This window comes from Thiomonas sp. 13-64-67 (assembly GCF_002282795.1).
Lineage (GTDB): Bacteria > Pseudomonadota > Gammaproteobacteria > Burkholderiales > Burkholderiaceae_C > Thiomonas > Thiomonas arsenitoxydans.
The window spans coordinates 25,334-41,361 of record NZ_NCKP01000020.1; the positions used below are offsets into that span (position 1 = coordinate 25,334).

Annotated in this window: 12 protein-coding genes and 1 pseudogene; 4 read left to right on the forward strand and 9 right to left on the reverse strand. The window is 66.2% G+C overall.

The window, feature by feature from the left end; genetic code table 11:
* Nucleotides 1-14: 14 nt before the first annotated feature.
* Both B7X30_RS07165 and B7X30_RS07170 read right to left on the reverse strand, forming a co-directional pair.
* A complete protein-coding gene (locus B7X30_RS07165; protein ID WP_286730044.1) occupies nt 15-587 on the reverse strand; it encodes a DUF1415 domain-containing protein in 573 nt (190 codons plus the stop codon).
* A gap of 8 nt (nt 588-595) precedes the next feature.
* A complete protein-coding gene (locus B7X30_RS07170) occupies nt 596-1,666 on the reverse strand; it encodes an adenosine deaminase (protein WP_286730045.1) in 1,071 nt (356 codons plus the stop codon).
* A gap of 123 nt (nt 1,667-1,789) precedes the next feature.
* On the opposite strand from B7X30_RS07170, the gene B7X30_RS07175 reads away from it, so the two are divergent.
* Entirely contained in the window at nt 1,790-2,491 is a 702-nt protein-coding gene (locus B7X30_RS07175) for a pirin family protein (protein WP_286730046.1), read from the forward strand.
* Nucleotides 2,492-2,552: 61 nt separating this feature from the next.
* Here B7X30_RS07175 and B7X30_RS07180 read toward each other — a convergent pair whose 3' ends face one another.
* The 7 genes from B7X30_RS07180 to B7X30_RS07210 form a co-directional block, all read right to left on the reverse strand.
* On the reverse strand, nt 2,553-3,647 hold the full coding sequence (locus B7X30_RS07180) for a BMP family ABC transporter substrate-binding protein (RefSeq protein WP_465020251.1): 1,095 nt from the start codon (nt 3,645-3,647) through the stop codon (nt 2,553-2,555).
* A gap of 63 nt (nt 3,648-3,710) precedes the next feature.
* A complete protein-coding gene (locus tag B7X30_RS07185; RefSeq protein WP_286730048.1) occupies nt 3,711-4,631 on the reverse strand; it encodes an ABC transporter permease in 921 nt (306 codons plus the stop codon).
* 12 nt (nt 4,632-4,643) lie between these two features.
* Nucleotides 4,644-5,699 (reverse strand): ABC transporter permease, encoded by a 1,056-nt coding sequence (locus tag B7X30_RS07190; protein WP_286730049.1) that lies wholly within the window; start codon nt 5,697-5,699, stop codon nt 4,644-4,646.
* A complete protein-coding gene (locus B7X30_RS07195) occupies nt 5,686-7,230 on the reverse strand; it encodes an ABC transporter ATP-binding protein (RefSeq protein ID WP_286730050.1) in 1,545 nt (514 codons plus the stop codon). The genes B7X30_RS07190 and B7X30_RS07195 overlap by 14 nt, the downstream gene beginning before the upstream one ends.
* Before the next feature lie 126 nt (nt 7,231-7,356).
* Nucleotides 7,357-8,706 carry a guanine deaminase gene (gene guaD, locus B7X30_RS07200; RefSeq protein ID WP_276728510.1) on the reverse strand — a complete coding sequence of 450 codons (1,350 nt, stop codon included), beginning with the start codon at nt 8,704-8,706 and terminating at the stop codon, nt 7,357-7,359.
* Nucleotides 8,707-8,712: 6 nt separating this feature from the next.
* Nucleotides 8,713-10,020, reverse strand: a complete 1,308-nt coding sequence (locus B7X30_RS07205) for an NCS2 family permease (protein ID WP_276728513.1) — start codon at nt 10,018-10,020, stop codon at nt 8,713-8,715.
* Between the two features lie 96 nt (nt 10,021-10,116).
* Nucleotides 10,117-11,043 carry a LysR family transcriptional regulator gene (locus B7X30_RS07210; protein ID WP_276728516.1) on the reverse strand — a complete coding sequence of 309 codons (927 nt, stop codon included), beginning with the start codon at nt 11,041-11,043 and terminating at the stop codon, nt 10,117-10,119.
* Nucleotides 11,044-11,190: 147 nt separating this feature from the next.
* On the opposite strand from B7X30_RS07210, the gene xdhA reads away from it, so the two are divergent.
* The 3 genes and pseudogenes from xdhA (at nt 11,191) to xdhC (ending at nt 16,024) form a co-directional block, all read left to right on the forward strand.
* Complete coding sequence (xdhA, locus tag B7X30_RS07215; protein ID WP_286730051.1) at nt 11,191-12,783, forward strand: xanthine dehydrogenase small subunit; 1,593 nt, start codon at nt 11,191-11,193, stop codon at nt 12,781-12,783.
* A gap of 10 nt (nt 12,784-12,793) precedes the next feature.
* Nucleotides 12,794-15,179: pseudogene (locus B7X30_RS07220) on the forward strand (xanthine dehydrogenase molybdopterin binding subunit).
* Nucleotides 15,176-16,024, forward strand: a complete 849-nt coding sequence (gene xdhC, locus B7X30_RS07225; RefSeq protein ID WP_286730052.1) for a xanthine dehydrogenase accessory protein XdhC — start codon at nt 15,176-15,178, stop codon at nt 16,022-16,024. Before B7X30_RS07220 ends, xdhC begins: the two are co-directional and overlap by 4 nt.
* Nucleotides 16,025-16,028: the final 4 nt, after the last annotated feature.

Genomic DNA, 16,028 nt, shown 5'->3' on the forward strand with positions numbered 1-16,028 from the left:
GGGGATAAATTGACCTACTCCGCCCCACGCTGACACTGCGCCAGCAAGGCCGCGATGCCTTGCTTGCCGAGACGGCGCATCGTCGCCCGGTTGGCCTGGTAGATGGCGGCCGCTTCGGGAAAAGCGGCCACCGCTCGGTCGATGCTGGATTCTCGGATGAGATGCAGCATGGGAAACGGCGAGCGATTGGTCGCGTTGGTCACGTCGTTCGGGCGAGCGCCGGCAAACCGATACTGCGGGTGAAAGCTGGCGATCTGCAGGATGCCGCGCAGGCCGAGTTGTTCCACCCGCGCATCGGCCTCGTCGAGAAAGGCGTTGTACTGCGCGAAATGTGCGAGCGTGTGCGGGTGGATGAGCAAGGTGGTCTCCACCTCGTCGGGCGCGGTACGCATCAGCCGTTGCAGCTCATCGCCGAGGCGGCTCAGCAAGTCCTCGGGCGTCGTGGCCTCGCAATGGACATAGCGGATACGGCCTTTCACCTGCGGCGCCTTGGCAAAGGGGCACAGATTCAGCCCGATCACCATGCGGTCAACCCAGGCGCGGGTCTGCGCCACGACGGGATCGTTGAGCGATTGCGGGCGGTTCATGCCGTGCGTCAGGCGGCTTGTCGCCACTGCGCATCGAGCTGCGCGATCCACAGCGCCTTGTCGCCATTGGCGGCGAAGCTCGCTTCGAGGCTGTTGCGCAGCAGCGCGTAGGCCTGCGGCGCACCCAAGGCGGGTTGCGCGGCGAACAACTCGGTCAGGTTGTCGTTGATATACCCGCCGAAATACGCCGGATCGTCGGAATTGACCGTGACTTTCAGCCCAGCGGCCAGCAGCTGCGGCAGGTTGTGCTGTGCCAAGTCGGGCACCACGCACAGCCGCACATTCGACAGCGGGCAGACGGTGAGCGGCATCTGCTCATGGGCCAGACGCTGCATCAAGGCCGGGTCTTCGCTGGCGCGCACACCGTGGTCGATGCGCTCGACTTTCAGCACGTCGAGCGCGCCCAGCACATAGGCCGGCGGGCCTTCTTCACCGGCATGCGCCACGGCGTGCAGCCCCATTTCGCGGGCGCGGGCGAACACGCGGGCGAACTTCTCGGGCGGATTGCCGCGCTCGGACGAATCGAGCCCGATGCCGATGAGATGGTCGAGCCAGGGCTGCGCGGCGTCGAGCGTCTGCAAGGCGTCTTCTTCGGGCAGATGGCGCAGCACGCTCACAATCCAGCCGACACTCAGACCGAGTTCGTCCTGTGCCCGCTGCGCTGCCTGGATGAAGGCCGGCATGAACACCTCAAATCCGACGCCGCGCACGGTATGGCTCTGCGGATCGAAAAACGGCTCCACGCGCACCACATGATCGCGCGCAGCACGCTGGAAATAAGCCCAGGCCAGATCGAAAAAATCCTGCTCGGTGCGCAGCACATCGCACCCGGCGTAATACAGATCGAGGAAGGACTGGAGGTCGCTGAAGGCATAGGCCTTGCGCAGCGCCTGGACATCGGCATACGGCAGCGACACGCCGTTGCGCTGCGCCAGCGCAAAAGTCAACTCCGGCTCCAGCGTGCCCTCGATATGCACATGCAATTCAGCCTTCGGGCTGACGCGCAGTAGATGGGCAACGCGCTCGGCAGGCAAGGCGGCGATGTCTGGACGGGACGGGGTGAGGTTGTCTGAAATCATTCGCACAGTTTAGGAGCAAGGCCTTGGAAATGCAGTTGCCTTCTCCCGAATTGCTGCCCTGCAAACCCCCTGCCCTTGCACTATGTTGTGCCTTACAAATCCAACTTCCAACAGGAGCACGGCATGATCGAACGCAGACCGTTTGAACAACTCGGCGGCGACCGCCTCGACTGGCTGGACACGCGGCACCACTTTTCATTTGCCGGGTATCACGACCCTCAGCGCATGAACTGGGGGGCGCTGCGCGTCTGGAACGACGACACCATCGCGCCATCGACCGGGTTCGCACCACATCCCCACGCCGACATGGAAATCATCACTTATGTCCGCGAGGGCGCCATCACGCATGAAGACAGCCTTGGCAATCGCGGGCGCACCGAAGCGGGTGATGTGCAGGTGATGAGTGCCGGTACAGGAATCCGGCATTCCGAATTCAACCGGGAAGCCGTCCCGACAACCCTCTTTCAGATCTGGATTCTGCCCAACCGTCGCGGCGTACCGCCAGCCTGGGGCGCCAAGCCCTTCCCGAAAACCGACCGATCCGGCCGGTTCATCGCCCTGGCCAGTGGCATGAAAGACGACGCCGAAGCGCTGCCGATCCGTGCCAATGCCCGTGTGCTGGGCGCAACGCTCAAGGCAGGCGACTCGGTCGAGTACGCGCTGGGCACTGGCCGCAGGGCCTATCTCGTTCCTGCACGGGGAAAGGTGGAGGTCAATGGCGTGAGTCTGCAAGCCCGCGACGGTGCAGCCATCCGCGACGAAACCCTGCTGCGTCTGACTGCTCTCGAAGAGGCGGAAGTCGTGCTGGTCGACGCCGCGGCCTGAATGAACACGGGCCGGCTCTTGCAGTCTCCGGCCCGTTTTCAGCCTGCAAAACTCGGGGGACTCACCGCCCGGGAACCTGGCCTTCCACACCCTTCACATAGAACGTGATGCCGTGGAGGAATTTGTCGTCGGCCACCTGACCCGCCGCCACCATCGTCTTGCCAGACTGATCGACGATGGGGCCCTTCCAGATACTGAAGCTGCCGTTCTTCAGACCGGCCTCGCGCTCGAGCACGGTCTTTTTCAGCGCCTCCGGCACGGCCGGACTAATGTCCTGCAGCTGAATGGTGTCGTGCTTCATGCCCCACCAGTATTGCGCGGGTTTCCAGTCGCCCTTGAGCACTTCGGCGGTGAGCATTTCATACAGCGGCGCCCAGTTGATCGTGGCCGAGGCCAGATGCGATTTACCGCCAAACTTGCTCATATTGCTGTCCCAGCCAAAACCGTACTTGCCCATTTTGGCTGCGGTTTGCAGCACGGCGGGCGAGTCGGTGTTCTGAAACAGCACGTCGGCGCCCTGGTTGATGAGCGAGGTGGCGGCCTCGGTTTCCTTCGGCGGATCGAACCATTTGTTCACCCACACCACCTTGGTCGTGATCTTGGGGTTGACCGACTGCGCGCCCAGGGTGAAGGAGTCGATGTTGCGAATCACTTCGGGAATGGGCACCGAACCCACCACGCCCAGGACATTGGTCTTGGTCATGCCGCCAGCGAGCACCCCGGCCAGGTAAGCGCCCTCATAGGTGCGGGCGTCGTAGGTGCCGACATTCTTGGCGGTCTTGTAGCCGGTGGCGTGTTCGAACTTGATGTTCGGAAAGTCTTTGGCCACGCGCAGCACCGATTCCATATAGCCAAAGCTGGTGGCGAAAATCAGGCCGTCGCCCTGCTGCGCCAGATCGCGGAAGACGCGCGCCGAATCCGGGCCTTCCGGGACGCTCTCCACGAACTGCGTCTTTATTTTGTCGCCGAATTTGGCCTGCAGCGCCAGGCGAGCCTGGTTGTGCGCAAAGCTCCAACCGGCATCGCCCACCGGGCCGACGTAGACGAAGCCGACCTTCAGCGGATCGGTGGCATGCGCAGGCGCTGTGCTCATCGCCAGCACACTGGCCACGGCCGCAAGCGCGACCAGCGGTTTTTTCAACAGGGTTTTCAACATGGAGTCCTCCATAAAAGTGATATCAAACTGTATACAAAAATTGCGCCCGCGTGCGTGAAAAGCTCACCCCCCGAGGGTGAACGGCTTGCCGATGGACGAAGGCATGTTGATGCGGATCCACAGCGGGTTGCGCGACATCAGCGCCAGCACCACGATGGTGGCAATGTAGGGCAACATCGACAGGAATTGCGACGGAATCTGCACCCCGCTGCCCTGAAAAAAGAACTGCAGCATGGTCACCCCCCCGAACAGATACGCGCCGAGCAGCACCCGCGCCGGGCGCCAGGTGGCGAAGGTGGTCAGCGCCAGCGCGATCCAGCCGCGCCCCGCCGTCATGCCCTGCACCCACAAGGGCGTGTAGATCACGGAAAGATAAGCCCCCGCCACGCCCACCAGCGCGCCGCCGCACATCAGCGCCAGCAAACGGATGCGCCGCACCGGGTAGCCCAGGGCATGCGCCGATTCGGGGGACTCGCCCACCGCGCGCAGCACCAGGCCGGCGCGGGTGCGGTCGAAAAACCAGATCAGACCAAGCGCCAGCAGCACGGTGAGATACACCATGAGGTGATGACGAAACAGCGCCGGGCCGATGAAGGGCAGATCGCTCAGCCCCGGAATGTCCCACGGCTGAAAGTTGGGCAGGGTCTTGCCCACATAGTCAATGCCGATAAAGGCCGACAGCCCGGCGCCGAACAGCGTGAGCGCCAGCCCGGTGGCGTATTGATTGGTGTTGAGCCAGATCACCAGCAGCCCCAAGGCGCCGGCCATCAACGCGCCGACCGCGGCCCCCGCGCCGAAGGCGGCCCACTGATTGCCGGTGTGCAGCGCCACGGCAAAGCCGATGACCGCGGCGATCAGCATCATGCCCTCGGCACCGAGGTTGACCACGCCCGACTTTTCGTTGATCAGCAGGCCAAGCGAAGCCAGCGCCAGCGGCGTGCCCGCGCTCAGGGTGGTGGCGATGAGGGAAGCGGCCATATCCATGCGTGATGTCCTTCAGCGCTTGAAACGGATGCGGTTGTAGATCAAGGTATCGCAGGCGAGCAGTGAAAACAGCAGCAGGCCCTGGAACACGCCCGTCATCGCATTGGGCAGACCCAGGCGCGACTGCGCCAGTTCGCCGCCAATGTAGAACATCGCCATCAGCGCGCCCGACAGCATGATACCCACCGGATTGAGCCGGCCGACGAACGCCACGATGATGGCCGCGAAACCGTAGCCCTGCGAGACCTGTGGCGTAAGTTGCTGCAGCGGGCCGATGGCGTCAAGCGCCCCGGCCAGACCGGCGAACCCGCCCGACATCAGCAGCACCGTCCACAGCGCCTTACGCGAGGAATACCCGGCGTAGCGCGCCGCGCCCGGCGCCAGCCCGCCCACCTGCAGGCGAAACCCGGCCACGCTACGAAACAAAAACAGCCACACCAGCGCCACCGCGACCAGCGCGATGGGGAAACCCCAGTTCAGCCGCGTGCCTTCAATCAAGTGGCCCAGCAGCGTGGGATCGGCAAACATTTTGGTCTGCGGAAAGTTGTAGCCCTCCGGGTCTTTCCACGGGCCGTACACCAGATAGTCGAGCAGGTATTGCGCGACATACACCAGCATCAGGCTGACCAGGATTTCGTTGGCGTTGAACCAATCGCGCAGCGCCGCCACCAGCGCCGCCCACACCATGCCGCCCAGAATGCCGGCGAGCAGAATGGGCAGCACGATGGCATGCGAGGTGTGGTCGCCTGCCAGCAGTGCCACGCCGCCGCCGAAAATCGCACCGAGGATGTACTGTCCTTCGGCGCCGATATTCCACACATTGCTGCGATAACAGGCCGCCAGCCCCAGGCCGATGAGAATGAGCGGCGTGGCCTTGAGCGCCAGTTCCGACAGGTTGTAGGCGCTCTTGACCGGCTCCCAGAAAAACATGCTCAGGCCGTGGACCGGGTTCTTGCCCATGGCCAGAAAAATGCCCACGCCGAAAGCCACGGTAATGCCCAGCGCCAACAGCGGCGACAGCCACACCATCCACCTTGAGGGCACGCCCCGGGGCTCAAGCCGCAACATGGGCCACCTCCGTTGCGGTTTGCGCGCTAGTGGCCGGGCCTTGCGGCCACAGCCCGCTCATCCACATACCGATCTGCTCCACCGTGGCGTCGGCACGGGCGATGGAGGGCGACAGCTTGCCGCGCGCCATCACCTGCAGCCGATCGGCAATTTCGAACAGTTCGTCGAGTTCTTCCGAGATGACCAGCACCGCGCAGCCCGCGTCGCGCAACGCCAGCAGCTCGGCGCGGATCTGCGCCGCCGCACCCACGTCCACGCCCCAGGTCGGCTGCGCAACGATCAGCACGCGGGGCCGACCGAGTATTTCGCGGCCCACGATGTATTTCTGCAGATTGCCGCCCGACAGGCTGCGCGCCGCGGCCTGCGGCCCGCTGGCTTTGACGCCAAAGCGCTGAATGACCGCCTGCGCCTGCTCGCGCAGGGTCTGGCGGCGGATCAGGCCCCGCGTCGTCGCCTCGGCGGGGCGCGCGGTCAGCAGCATGTTCTGCTCCAGCGACAGCACCGGCACCGTGGCTCTTCCCAAGCGTTCCTCCGGGATGAAGTGCAGCCCGCGGTTGCGGCGCTGCCCCGGCCCTAGCGTGCCCACCGGCTCGCCCGCCAGCAGCACGGTCGTGGGGCGGGCGCGCCGATCCTCACCCGACAGCGCGGCGAGCAATTCCTGCTGGCCGTTGCCCGACACCCCGGCGATGCCCATAATCTCTCCGGCCCGCACCTGCAGCGAGAGGTGGTCGATGGCCACGCTGAACTCGCCATCGCCCGGCAGGGCCAGATCGTCCACCTTCAGCAGCACCTCGCCCGCCTGCGACGGGCGGTGCTGCAGCTCGGGCGGATCGGCGCCGATCATCAGCCGCGACAGGCTGGCTTCGGTTTCCTGGGCTGGATCGACGCGGCCGCTCACCCTGCCCCCGCGCAGCACGGTGCAGTTGTGGCACAGGCTGCGGATTTCATCGAGCTTATGGCTGATGTAGAGAATGCTGCAGCCGTCTGCGGCGAGCTGGCGCAGCACCACGAACAGTTTTTCGACCGCCTGCGGCGTGAGCACCGAAGTCGGCTCGTCGAGGATGAGCAGCTTGGGATCGGCCAGCAGGCAGCGAATGATCTCCACCCGCTGGCGCTCACCGACCGACAGGGTGTGCACGGGGCGGCGCGGCGCGCAGTCCAGCCCATAGCGCGCCGAGATGTCCGCAATGCGGGTTTCGATGTCCGCCAGACTGACACCGCGCCCCAGTCCCAGCCAGATGTTCTCGGCGGCGGTGAGGGTGTCGAACAGCGAAAAGTGCTGATACACCATGGCGATGCCCAGCTCGCGGGCCATGCCGGGGTTTTTCATGCGAACGGACGCGCCGTTCCACACGATACTCCCGGCATCGGGCTGCACCGCGCCGTAGATGATTTTCATCAGCGTGGACTTGCCCGCACCGTTCTCGCCCAGCACCGCATGGATTTCCCCGGGCTGCACCGCCAGGCTGATGTCGTCGTTGGCCTTGACGCCTGGATAGGACTTGCTGATGTGTTCGAGCGCGAGCCGCATGGGGAAATCGAATGAAGCGGAAAGACGGAATGTCGGATTGTCCTATACCTGACCTTGCGCAGATGCGGCCCGCAGCCCCAAACGATGCTGGCCTGATGCTGGCCTGATGCTGGCCTGATGCTGGCTCTATCCCGGCCGGTATCGCAACTGCCCCAGCACATAGGTGGCCGCGACATTGCGTTCGTCGGCCAGTAGCATCCACGCGAACAAACGCTCATGCAAGCTGCGTGCCATGTCTTGCCGCCGCTGCTGCACGGCACCCTCGGCCCAGCGCCACACCACCACGTCCGCCGCGGTGCCGGGGGCGAAGTGGCCGATTTCGTGCTCGAGATCGAGGGCGCGCGCCGCGCCCCGGGTGGCGGCGTAAAGCCCCTGCCAGGCCGTCATACGCTGGCCCTGCAGCGCCAGCACCTTGTAGCCATCGGCCAGGGTGCGCAACTGGCACAGACTGGTGCCGCCGCCCACATCGCTCGCCGGGGCCACGCCCACCCCCGCAGCCTCGGCTTTGGCCCAGTCGAACAGGCCGCTGCCCAGAAACAGGTTGGACGAAGGTGAAAAGGCGATACTGCTGCCGGTCTGCGCCATGCGCTCGCGGTCGGTATCGTCGAGCCAGATGCCATGCGCCAGAATGCTGCGGCGGGTGAGCAGGCCGCAGCGGTCGTACACGTCGAGGTAGCTGCGGCTGTCGGGAAACAACTCGGCGATCCAGCGCACCTCGTCGCGGTTCTCAGCCACATGCGTCTGCATATACAGCCCCCCGGCGCGCTGGGCGTAGCGTTGCAGCAATCCACCGGCCATGGTCAGTTGGGCAGCGCTGCTGGTGGCGGCGAAGCGCGGGGTCACGGCGTAGGCCAGGCGGTCGACACCATGCCAGCGCTCGATCAGGTCGATGCAGTCCTGCTCGGCCTGCACCACATCGTCGCGCAGGTCGGCCGGGCAGTTGCTGTCCATCAGCACCTTGCCGGTGATGAGCCGCATGCCCAGCCGCTGACCGACTGCGAACAGCGCCTCGCTGCTGGCCTTGTGCACCGTGGCGAACACCAGCGCCGACGTGGTGCCGTGCGCCAGCAGCGCGTGCAAAAAGCGCTCCGCCCCGAGGCGGCTCTGTTCGGGGTCGGCGTAGCGCGCTTCGGCCGGGAAGGTGTAGCGCTCCAGCCAGTCGAGCAGCGCCGCGCCGAAGGAGGTGATGACATCGAGCTGCGGCGCGTGCACATGCGGGTCGATGAAGCCCGGCAACACCAGATGGCCGCGCCAGTCCTGCCGCGCCCAGCTCGCGTCGGGCGGCTCGTCGGCGGGCCGCACCGCATGCACGCGGCCTTGCTCGATCAGCAGCCAGCCGTCGGGCTCGAAGCGCACGGCGCCGGTGGCGTCTTCGCTCCAGCCGGGGTCGCGCAGGAAGTAGAGAATGTCGCCGCGCAAGGCCACGCGAGCTGGGCCGGGGGCGACGGTAGAGGCCAAAGTGTCCACAGCAGTCATCAATCGTCAGTCAGAGGGAAACAGCGCGTAGCGCAGCAGAAACAACCCCGCCACCACCCACAGGGCCGGATGCACCTCGCGTGCCCGCCCGGTCAGCAGCTTGAGCGCGGCGTACATGATGAAGCCGAACGCCAGGCCGTTGGCGATGGAATAGGTGAAGGGCATGATCAGCGCCGCCAGCGCCGAGGGTACCGATTCGGTAATGTCGCTCCAGTCGATCTCCAGCAGCTCGCGCATCATCAGCCCGGCAACGTAGAGCAAAGCCGGGGCCGTGGCGTAAGCGGGCACGACGGCGGCCAGCGGCGCGATGAACAGCGCAGCGAGAAACAGCACGCCCACGGTGAGTGCCGTGAGCCCGGTTCGGCCACCCGCCTGCACGCCGGAAGCGCTTTCGATATAAGCCGTGGTGCTGCTGGTACCGAGCAGCGAGCCGGAGAAAATGGCCAGGCTGTCGGCGAACAGCGCGCGGCCCAGACCGCTCTGGCCGTCCTTGGCACCGTCTTTCAGCAGCCCGGCCTTGCGGGCGATGCCGGTGAGCGTGCCGGTGGCGTCAAAAATTTCCACCAGCACGAACACCAGAATGATGTGAAAAAACCCGGCATGCAGCGCGCCCAGAATGTCGAGCTTGAACAAGGTCGGTGCAATGCTCGGCGGCATCGACACGATGCCGTGATATTGGGTCAGCCCCAGCGCCATGCTCGCCAGCGTCACCGCCACAATGCCGATGAGAATGGCGCCGCGCACCCGCCAGTAGTCGAGCAGCGCAATCAGCAGAAAGCCGCCGGCTGCCAGCACCACCGGCAGCGAGGCCAGATTGCCCAGCCCCACCTTGGTGGCCGGATTCGCCACCACGACCCCCGCGTTCGACAGCGCGATGATCGCCAGGAACATGCCGATCCCTGCCGCAATGGCGCTACGCAGCGACTTCGGAATACCCGCCACCAGCCAGGATCGCACGCCGGTGATGGTCAGCAGAATGAAGATGCAGCCGGAGATGAAAACCGCCCCGAGCGCCTGCTCCCAGGTGAAGCCCATCCCCTTGACCACGGTGAAGGCGAAGAAGGCGTTCAGCCCCATGCCCGGCGCCAGCCCGATGGGCCAGTTGGCGACGAAGGCCATGATGAAAGTGCCCAGGGCGGCCGCCAGACAGGTGGCGACGAACACGGCGCTGGCGTCCATGCCCGTGGTCGACAGAATCGACGGGTTGACGAAGATGATGTACGACATGGTGAGAAAGGTCGTCACCCCCGCCAGAATCTCGGTGCGCACATCGGTGCCGTGCGCATCGAGCTTGAACAAGGTTTGCAGATTCATGAACAGTCTCCTGGGTTTTAACGCCTCGCTCAGGGTGGCGAGGTCGATAGGCCCGTGCCGCATCGGCGCGGGGTTGAGAAGGAGTTGAGAAGGAGGTCAGCCCGGCCGGGGGGCGGCGGCCTCACGAATATGCGCACGCAGCCAGCGGTGCGCGGCGTCCAGATGCACGCGGGCGTGCCACAGCAAGTAATAGGTCAGCGGCGGAAACGGCACCGGGCAGCGCAGGATGTGTACCGGCAAACCGGCATCCACATAGCGTTGGCAGAAGCGGCGCCCGGTGGTGAGCACCAGCAGGCTGCGCGCCACCAGCCCCGGAATCAGGTTGAAAAAGGCGCAATGCACCGTGACGTTGCGTTGCAGCCCCAGATGGTGCAAATGCTGGTCGATCACGCCTTCGCCCACGGCACGCAGCGGCGACGGCGCCACATGTTCGGCCTGCAGGTACTGCTCCAGATCCAGACCGCGCCGCAGCGCGGGGTGATCGGCGGCAACCAGACAGACGATTTCATCTTCGATCAGCGGCGCAAGGTGCAGATCCTGCGGCGGCTCCAGCCAGTTGCCCAGCACGGCATCGACATCGCCAGCGGCCAGCGCATGACGGTAATCCAGCGTGGCCGACAACGGCAGCACGTCCACCCCGCACAGCGGCGCTTCGCGTTTGAGCGTGGCGATGAGCTGCGGCAGAAAGGCCGGGTCCATATAGTCGGCAGCCACGAGGCGAAACTGCCGCGTGCTGTGCATCGCATCGAACGGACTGGCGCCGCCGAGCAAGCGCTGCGCTTCCCGCAGGATGCAGGCGCTCGGCTCGATCAGGCTGGCGCCGAAGGCCGTGGGCACCATCGCATTGCCGCTGCGCACCAGCAGTTCATCGCCGGTGATACCGCGCAAGCGGCGCAGCGCGGCGCTCACGGCGGGCTGGGTCGAGCCCAGCCGCATGGCGGCGCGGGAAACGTTGGATTCGGTCAGCACGGTATGCAGTACCCGGATGAGATGCAGGTCAATGGAGTCCAGCGCATTGTTCATGGTGCAGCCCCTTGCGGCATCAGCCGCTTCGCATGTTTTGTATACAGTTCAGCATATGTCAATCGCGCCGGATCGTGGCCCAATACTTGCAGCATCGTGCTTCACTCTGTTTTCACATTTCCACCGCCTGATGGCCCGCAACCTGCCATGAACACCCAACCTATCCGCTTCGTCCATCGCGGCCAGATCGCTGAAGTCGGCGATCTGGCCATCACGACCACCGTGCTGCAGTGGCTGCGCGAGCAGGCGCACCATTGCGGCACCAAGGAAGGCTGCGCCGAAGGCGACTGCGGCGCCTGCACCGTGGTCGTGGCGGAGCTGGCCGATGGCATCAATCAAGATTGCGCCGCGGTGACCGTGGGATCGTTGCAGCTGCGTCCGATCAACGCCTGCATCCGCTACTTGCCCACGCTGCATGGCAAGGCGCTGTTGACCGTCGAAGACCTTCAGCAACTCGCCCCGGGCCGTGCGCTGCACCCGGTGCAGCAGGCCCTGGTCGATTGTCACGGCTCGCAGTGCGGCTTCTGCACCCCCGGCTTCGCCATGTCGCTTTACGCAAGCTACGAGCGCCACCAGGGCTCGGGCACGCGGCCCACGCGGCAGCAACTCGCCGACGACCTGTCGGGCAATCTGTGCCGCTGTACCGGCTACCGCCCCATTCTCGATGCGGGTCAGGCGATGTTCGAGGCGCCAGCGGCGCGGCTCGACCCCGAGCCCCTTGCCGCGCTGCTGCGCCAGATTGCTGAGCGCACGACCGAGCCTTTTGTGCACGCCGCGCCCAACCCCGCCTATCCCGATGCGCGCGGTCAACCCCGCATCGACCATTTCATTGCCCCACGCACCCTTGAAGCTTTTGCCGCCGTCCGGGCCGAACGGCCAGAGGCCAGACTGCTGGCTGGCGCCACCGACATCGGCCTGTGGACCAACAAGCAGTTCCGCGATGTGGGCGATCTGCTCTATCTGGGCGATGTGCGCGAGTTGCATGAGGTGGAACACGACGGCCCCCTGCTTCGCATCGGCGCGGCCGTGCCGCTGGAAGATGCCTGGGCCGCGCTGGTGCAGCACTGGCCCGAGCTGCGCGAGATGGCGCTGCGCTTCGCCGGGCCGCCCGTTCGTCACGCCGGCACTCTCGGCGGAAATGTGGCCAACGGCTCGCCCATCGGCGACAGCGAGCCCGTGCTGCTCGCGCTCGACGCCGTACTGCTGCTGCAGCGCGGGCCGACCCTGCGACGGCTGCCGCTTGCAGATTTCTATCTCGACTATATGAAAAACGCCCTGCAGCCCGGTGAGTTCCTGCGGGCCATCGAGTTGCCTCTGCCCACCCCGAGCGAAACCCCGCGGCAGGCGCTGCGGCTGCGCGCCTACAAACTCTCCAAACGCTACGACTGTGACATCTCGGCGGTGAGCTGCGGCCTGGCCCTGCGGCTGGATGCGCAAGGCCGCGTCAGCCATGCGCGTCTGGCCTTCGGCGGCATGGCCGCGGTGGTCAAGCGCGCGGCGCAGGCCGAAGCCGCGCTGCTGGGCGAACCGTGGAGTGAAGCCAGCGTGCGCGCGGCCATGCAGGCGCTCGACGCCGACTTCCAACCTCTCACCGATCTGCGCGCCAGCAGCGTCCATCGGCAGCGCGTGGCGCGCAATCTGCTCTGGCGATTCTGGCTGGAAACCCGGCTCGAAGCGCCCCTGCCTGCCAGCCAGACCAGCGTCTGGTCTGGCCTGATGCCCGCGCTGCACACGGTTTGAGGAGCGCACCATGAACAAACCCCACGACCTCTTAGCCCGATCTCCCGCCATTCCGAACTTTTCCCGCCAGGACAACCCGCCGTGGCCCGAGGCCGAATGGCCCGCCCTGCACGAGGGCGCCCGCGTCGGCGCCACCCCGCCGCCGGGCCGCCCCAAGGCGGGGTGCGCCCCCTTGGGGGGCAGCGACCGCGAAGCGGGAGCGTGGGGGCCATCCACTCCGCCGCACGAATCAGCGCACCTGCACGTCAGCGGTCAGGCCACCTACACCGACGACATGCCAGAACTGCAGGGAACGCTGCATGCGGCACTCGGCTTGTCGCCGTTCGCCCACGGCAAGCTGCTCGGCATCGACCTCGCCCGCCTGCGCGCCCAGCCCGGCGTGGTGGCCGTGTTCACCGCAGCCGACATTCCGGCGACGAATGACTGCGGCCCCGTGGTGCACGACGATCCCATTCTGGCCGACGGCACGCTGCGCTTCGTCGGTCAGCCGGTCTTCTTGGTTGTGGCCACCACGCAAACCCTGGCACGCCGCGCGGCGGCCCTGGCACGCGAGGTGATCCAGGCCGAGGCCCTGCCGGCGGTGCTCACCGCCCGCGAAGCCCATGCCCAGGGCCAGTATGTGCTGCCCCCCATGCACCTGACGCGCGAGACGGCGCCCGGCGAACTCGAACGTGCGATGGCCTGCGCCCCGCATCGCCTGCAAGGCAGCTTGAGCGTGGGCGGGCAGGAGCAGTTCTACCTCGAAGGCCAGGTGGCCTATGCCATGCCTACCGAAAACTCGGGGCTGCGCGTGCTGTGCTCCACCCAGCACCCCAGCGAGATGCAGCATGTCGTCGCCCACATGCTGGGGTGGATGCAGCATCAGGTGCAGGTGGAATGCCGACGCATGGGCGGCGGCTTCGGCGGCAAGGAATCGCAGTCGGCGCAATTCGCCTGCTGCGCGGCGCTGGCTGCCCACTTGCTGCAAAAGCCGGTGAAGCTGCGGCTCGACCGCGACGACGACTTCCTCATCACCGGCCGGCGCCACGGTTTCGAGTACGACTACGCCGTGGGCTTCGATGACGACGGTCGCATCCTCGCCTACGAGGTGACCTTGATCGCCAATGCCGGGCATTCCGCCGATCTCTCCGGCGCGGTGCTCACCCGGGCCATCTGTCATGTGGACAACGCCTACTGGCTGCCCAATGTCGCCATCCACGGTTTCGTCGCCAAGACCAACACCCAGAGCAACACGGCCTTCCGCGGCTTCGGCGGGCCGCAAGGCGCCCTCGTCACCGAATTCGTGCTCGACTCCATCGCGCGCAAATTGGGGCATGACGCGCTGCAGGTCCGCCGCGCCAACTTCTACGGCATCGGCCGGAACAACCACACGCCTTACGGCCAGGGCGTGATTGACAACGTCATCTCCCCGCTGGTGGACCAGCTTGTGCAGAGCGCCGACTACGCTGCGCGCCGCACCGCCATTACTCGCTTCAACGCCCACAGCCCGGTGCTCAAGAAGGGGCTGGCGCTCACCCCGGTCAAGTTCGGCATCTCGTTCAATGTCGTGCACCTGAACCAGGCGGGCGCACTCGTCCACATCTACACCGATGGCCAAGGTGGCCAACACCTCGGCCACCGCCGCCTCTACCGGGGCCGACCTCAATGGCATGGCCGCACTCGACGCCGCCCGCACCCTGCGCCAGCGCCTGGCGGCGTTCGCCGCCGAACGGCACGGCGGCCGCACCGACTCGGTGCGCTTCAGCGGCGGCATGGTGCACGCGGGCAACACCACCCTGCCCTTTGCCGCCCTGGTGCAGCAGGCCTATCTCGCCCGGGTGCAGTTGTGGAGCGACGGCTTCTACACCACGCCCGACCTGCATTGGGATGCCAAGACGCTTACCGGCCACCCGTTCTACTACTTCGCCTACGGCGCCGCGGTCAGCGAAGTGCTGGTCGATACCCTCACCGGCGAATGGCGCTTGTTGCGCGCCGACCTGCTGCACGACGCCGGCAAGTCGCTCAACCCGGCCATCGATATCGGGCAGGTCGAAGGCGCGTTCATTCAGGGCATGGGCTGGCTCACGATGGAAGAACTGGTGTGGCATCCGAAAACCGGGCGGCTGCTCACCCACGCCCCCAGCACCTACAAAATTCCCACCGCCAACGACTGCCCGCCCTCGTTTCGCACCGCGCTGTTCGACAACCCCAACGCCCAGCCGACTATCCATCGCTCCAAGGCCGTGGGCGAGCCGCCTTTGCTCTTGCCCTTCTCGGTGTTGCTGGCGATACGCGATGCCATTTCTGCCGTCGGCGACCATCGCATCGACCCGCCGCTGCGCGCGCCAGCCACGCCTGAAGCCATCCTCGACGCCATCGAAGCGGTGCGCATCCAGCGAGGTTCGACAGCGCCATGAAAGGCGAACCCGCACCGCTCAACCTGCTTGACGGCGAACCCGCGCAGACGCCCTGGGTCCGCGTCACCCTCAGCCGGGTGCGCGGCTCCGCGCCGCGCGAACAAGGCGCCTGCATGCTGGTGGGCGCCACACAAACCCGCGGCAGCATCGGCGGCGGACATCTGGAATACAAGGCCATCGCCACCGCGCGGCAACTGCGGGCGCGCTGGGCCGCCGGGAAGATGGCCGAACCGCACCTCGAAAGCCACGCCCTCGGCCCCGCACTCGGGCAGTGCTGCGGCGGCCATGTGGGGCTTCGCTACGAGCTCGCGACCAGCGGCGCGCTTCCCGTTCCCGACCCGCTGTTCCATCTGCAGCTTTTCGGCGCGGGCCATGTCGGCCAGGCGCTGGTGCGCGCCTTGCGGCCGCTGCCTTGTCACATCGACTGGATCGACGAGCGGGAGCAGGAGTTTCCGCTAGACGCCTTCGCGCCCGAAGTCGGCGGCGAGTGGCCCTCCACGCTACACGCCCTGGTGGTGGACGCCCCGGAAGCCGAAATCGCCACCGCGCCGCCCGGCGCGTTCTATCTGGTGATGACCCACAGCCACGACCTGGACTTTCACCTGGGCGAAACCATTTTGCGACGCGCCGATATCGGCTGGTTCGGCCTTATCGGTTCCGCCACCAAACGCGCCCGCTTTCTGCGGCGCTGGCGCGAACGCGGTGTTTCCGAGTCGGCGCTGGAGCGGCTGGTCTGCCCAGTGGGCATCCCCGGCATTCCGGGCAAGGCGCCAGAGGTGATCGCCGCCTCGGTGGCGGCGCAGTTGCTTCAGGTTGCCGGACAGGTCGGCAAACAAGCAGGCTGACGGA

Coding starts and splice junctions, on each gene's coding strand:
- B7X30_RS07165 (WP_286730044.1), bottom strand. CDS start 587: ATGAACCGCCCGCAATCGCTCAACGATCCCGTCGTGGCGCAGACCCGC.
- B7X30_RS07170 (WP_286730045.1), bottom strand. CDS start 1,666: ATGATTTCAGACAACCTCACCCCGTCCCGTCCAGACATCGCCGCCTTG.
- B7X30_RS07175 (WP_286730046.1), top strand. CDS start 1,790: ATGATCGAACGCAGACCGTTTGAACAACTCGGCGGCGACCGCCTCGAC.
- B7X30_RS07180 (WP_465020251.1), bottom strand. CDS start 3,647: ATGTTGAAAACCCTGTTGAAAAAACCGCTGGTCGCGCTTGCGGCCGTG.
- B7X30_RS07185 (WP_286730048.1), bottom strand. CDS start 4,631: ATGGATATGGCCGCTTCCCTCATCGCCACCACCCTGAGCGCGGGCACG.
- B7X30_RS07190 (WP_286730049.1), bottom strand. CDS start 5,699: ATGTTGCGGCTTGAGCCCCGGGGCGTGCCCTCAAGGTGGATGGTGTGG.
- B7X30_RS07195 (WP_286730050.1), bottom strand. CDS start 7,230: ATGCGGCTCGCGCTCGAACACATCAGCAAGTCCTATCCAGGCGTCAAG.
- guaD (WP_276728510.1), bottom strand. CDS start 8,706: ATGACTGCTGTGGACACTTTGGCCTCTACCGTCGCCCCCGGCCCAGCT.
- B7X30_RS07205 (WP_276728513.1), bottom strand. CDS start 10,020: ATGAATCTGCAAACCTTGTTCAAGCTCGATGCGCACGGCACCGATGTG.
- B7X30_RS07210 (WP_276728516.1), bottom strand. CDS start 11,043: ATGAACAATGCGCTGGACTCCATTGACCTGCATCTCATCCGGGTACTG.
- xdhA (WP_286730051.1), top strand. CDS start 11,191: ATGAACACCCAACCTATCCGCTTCGTCCATCGCGGCCAGATCGCTGAA.
- xdhC (WP_286730052.1), top strand. CDS start 15,176: ATGAAAGGCGAACCCGCACCGCTCAACCTGCTTGACGGCGAACCCGCG.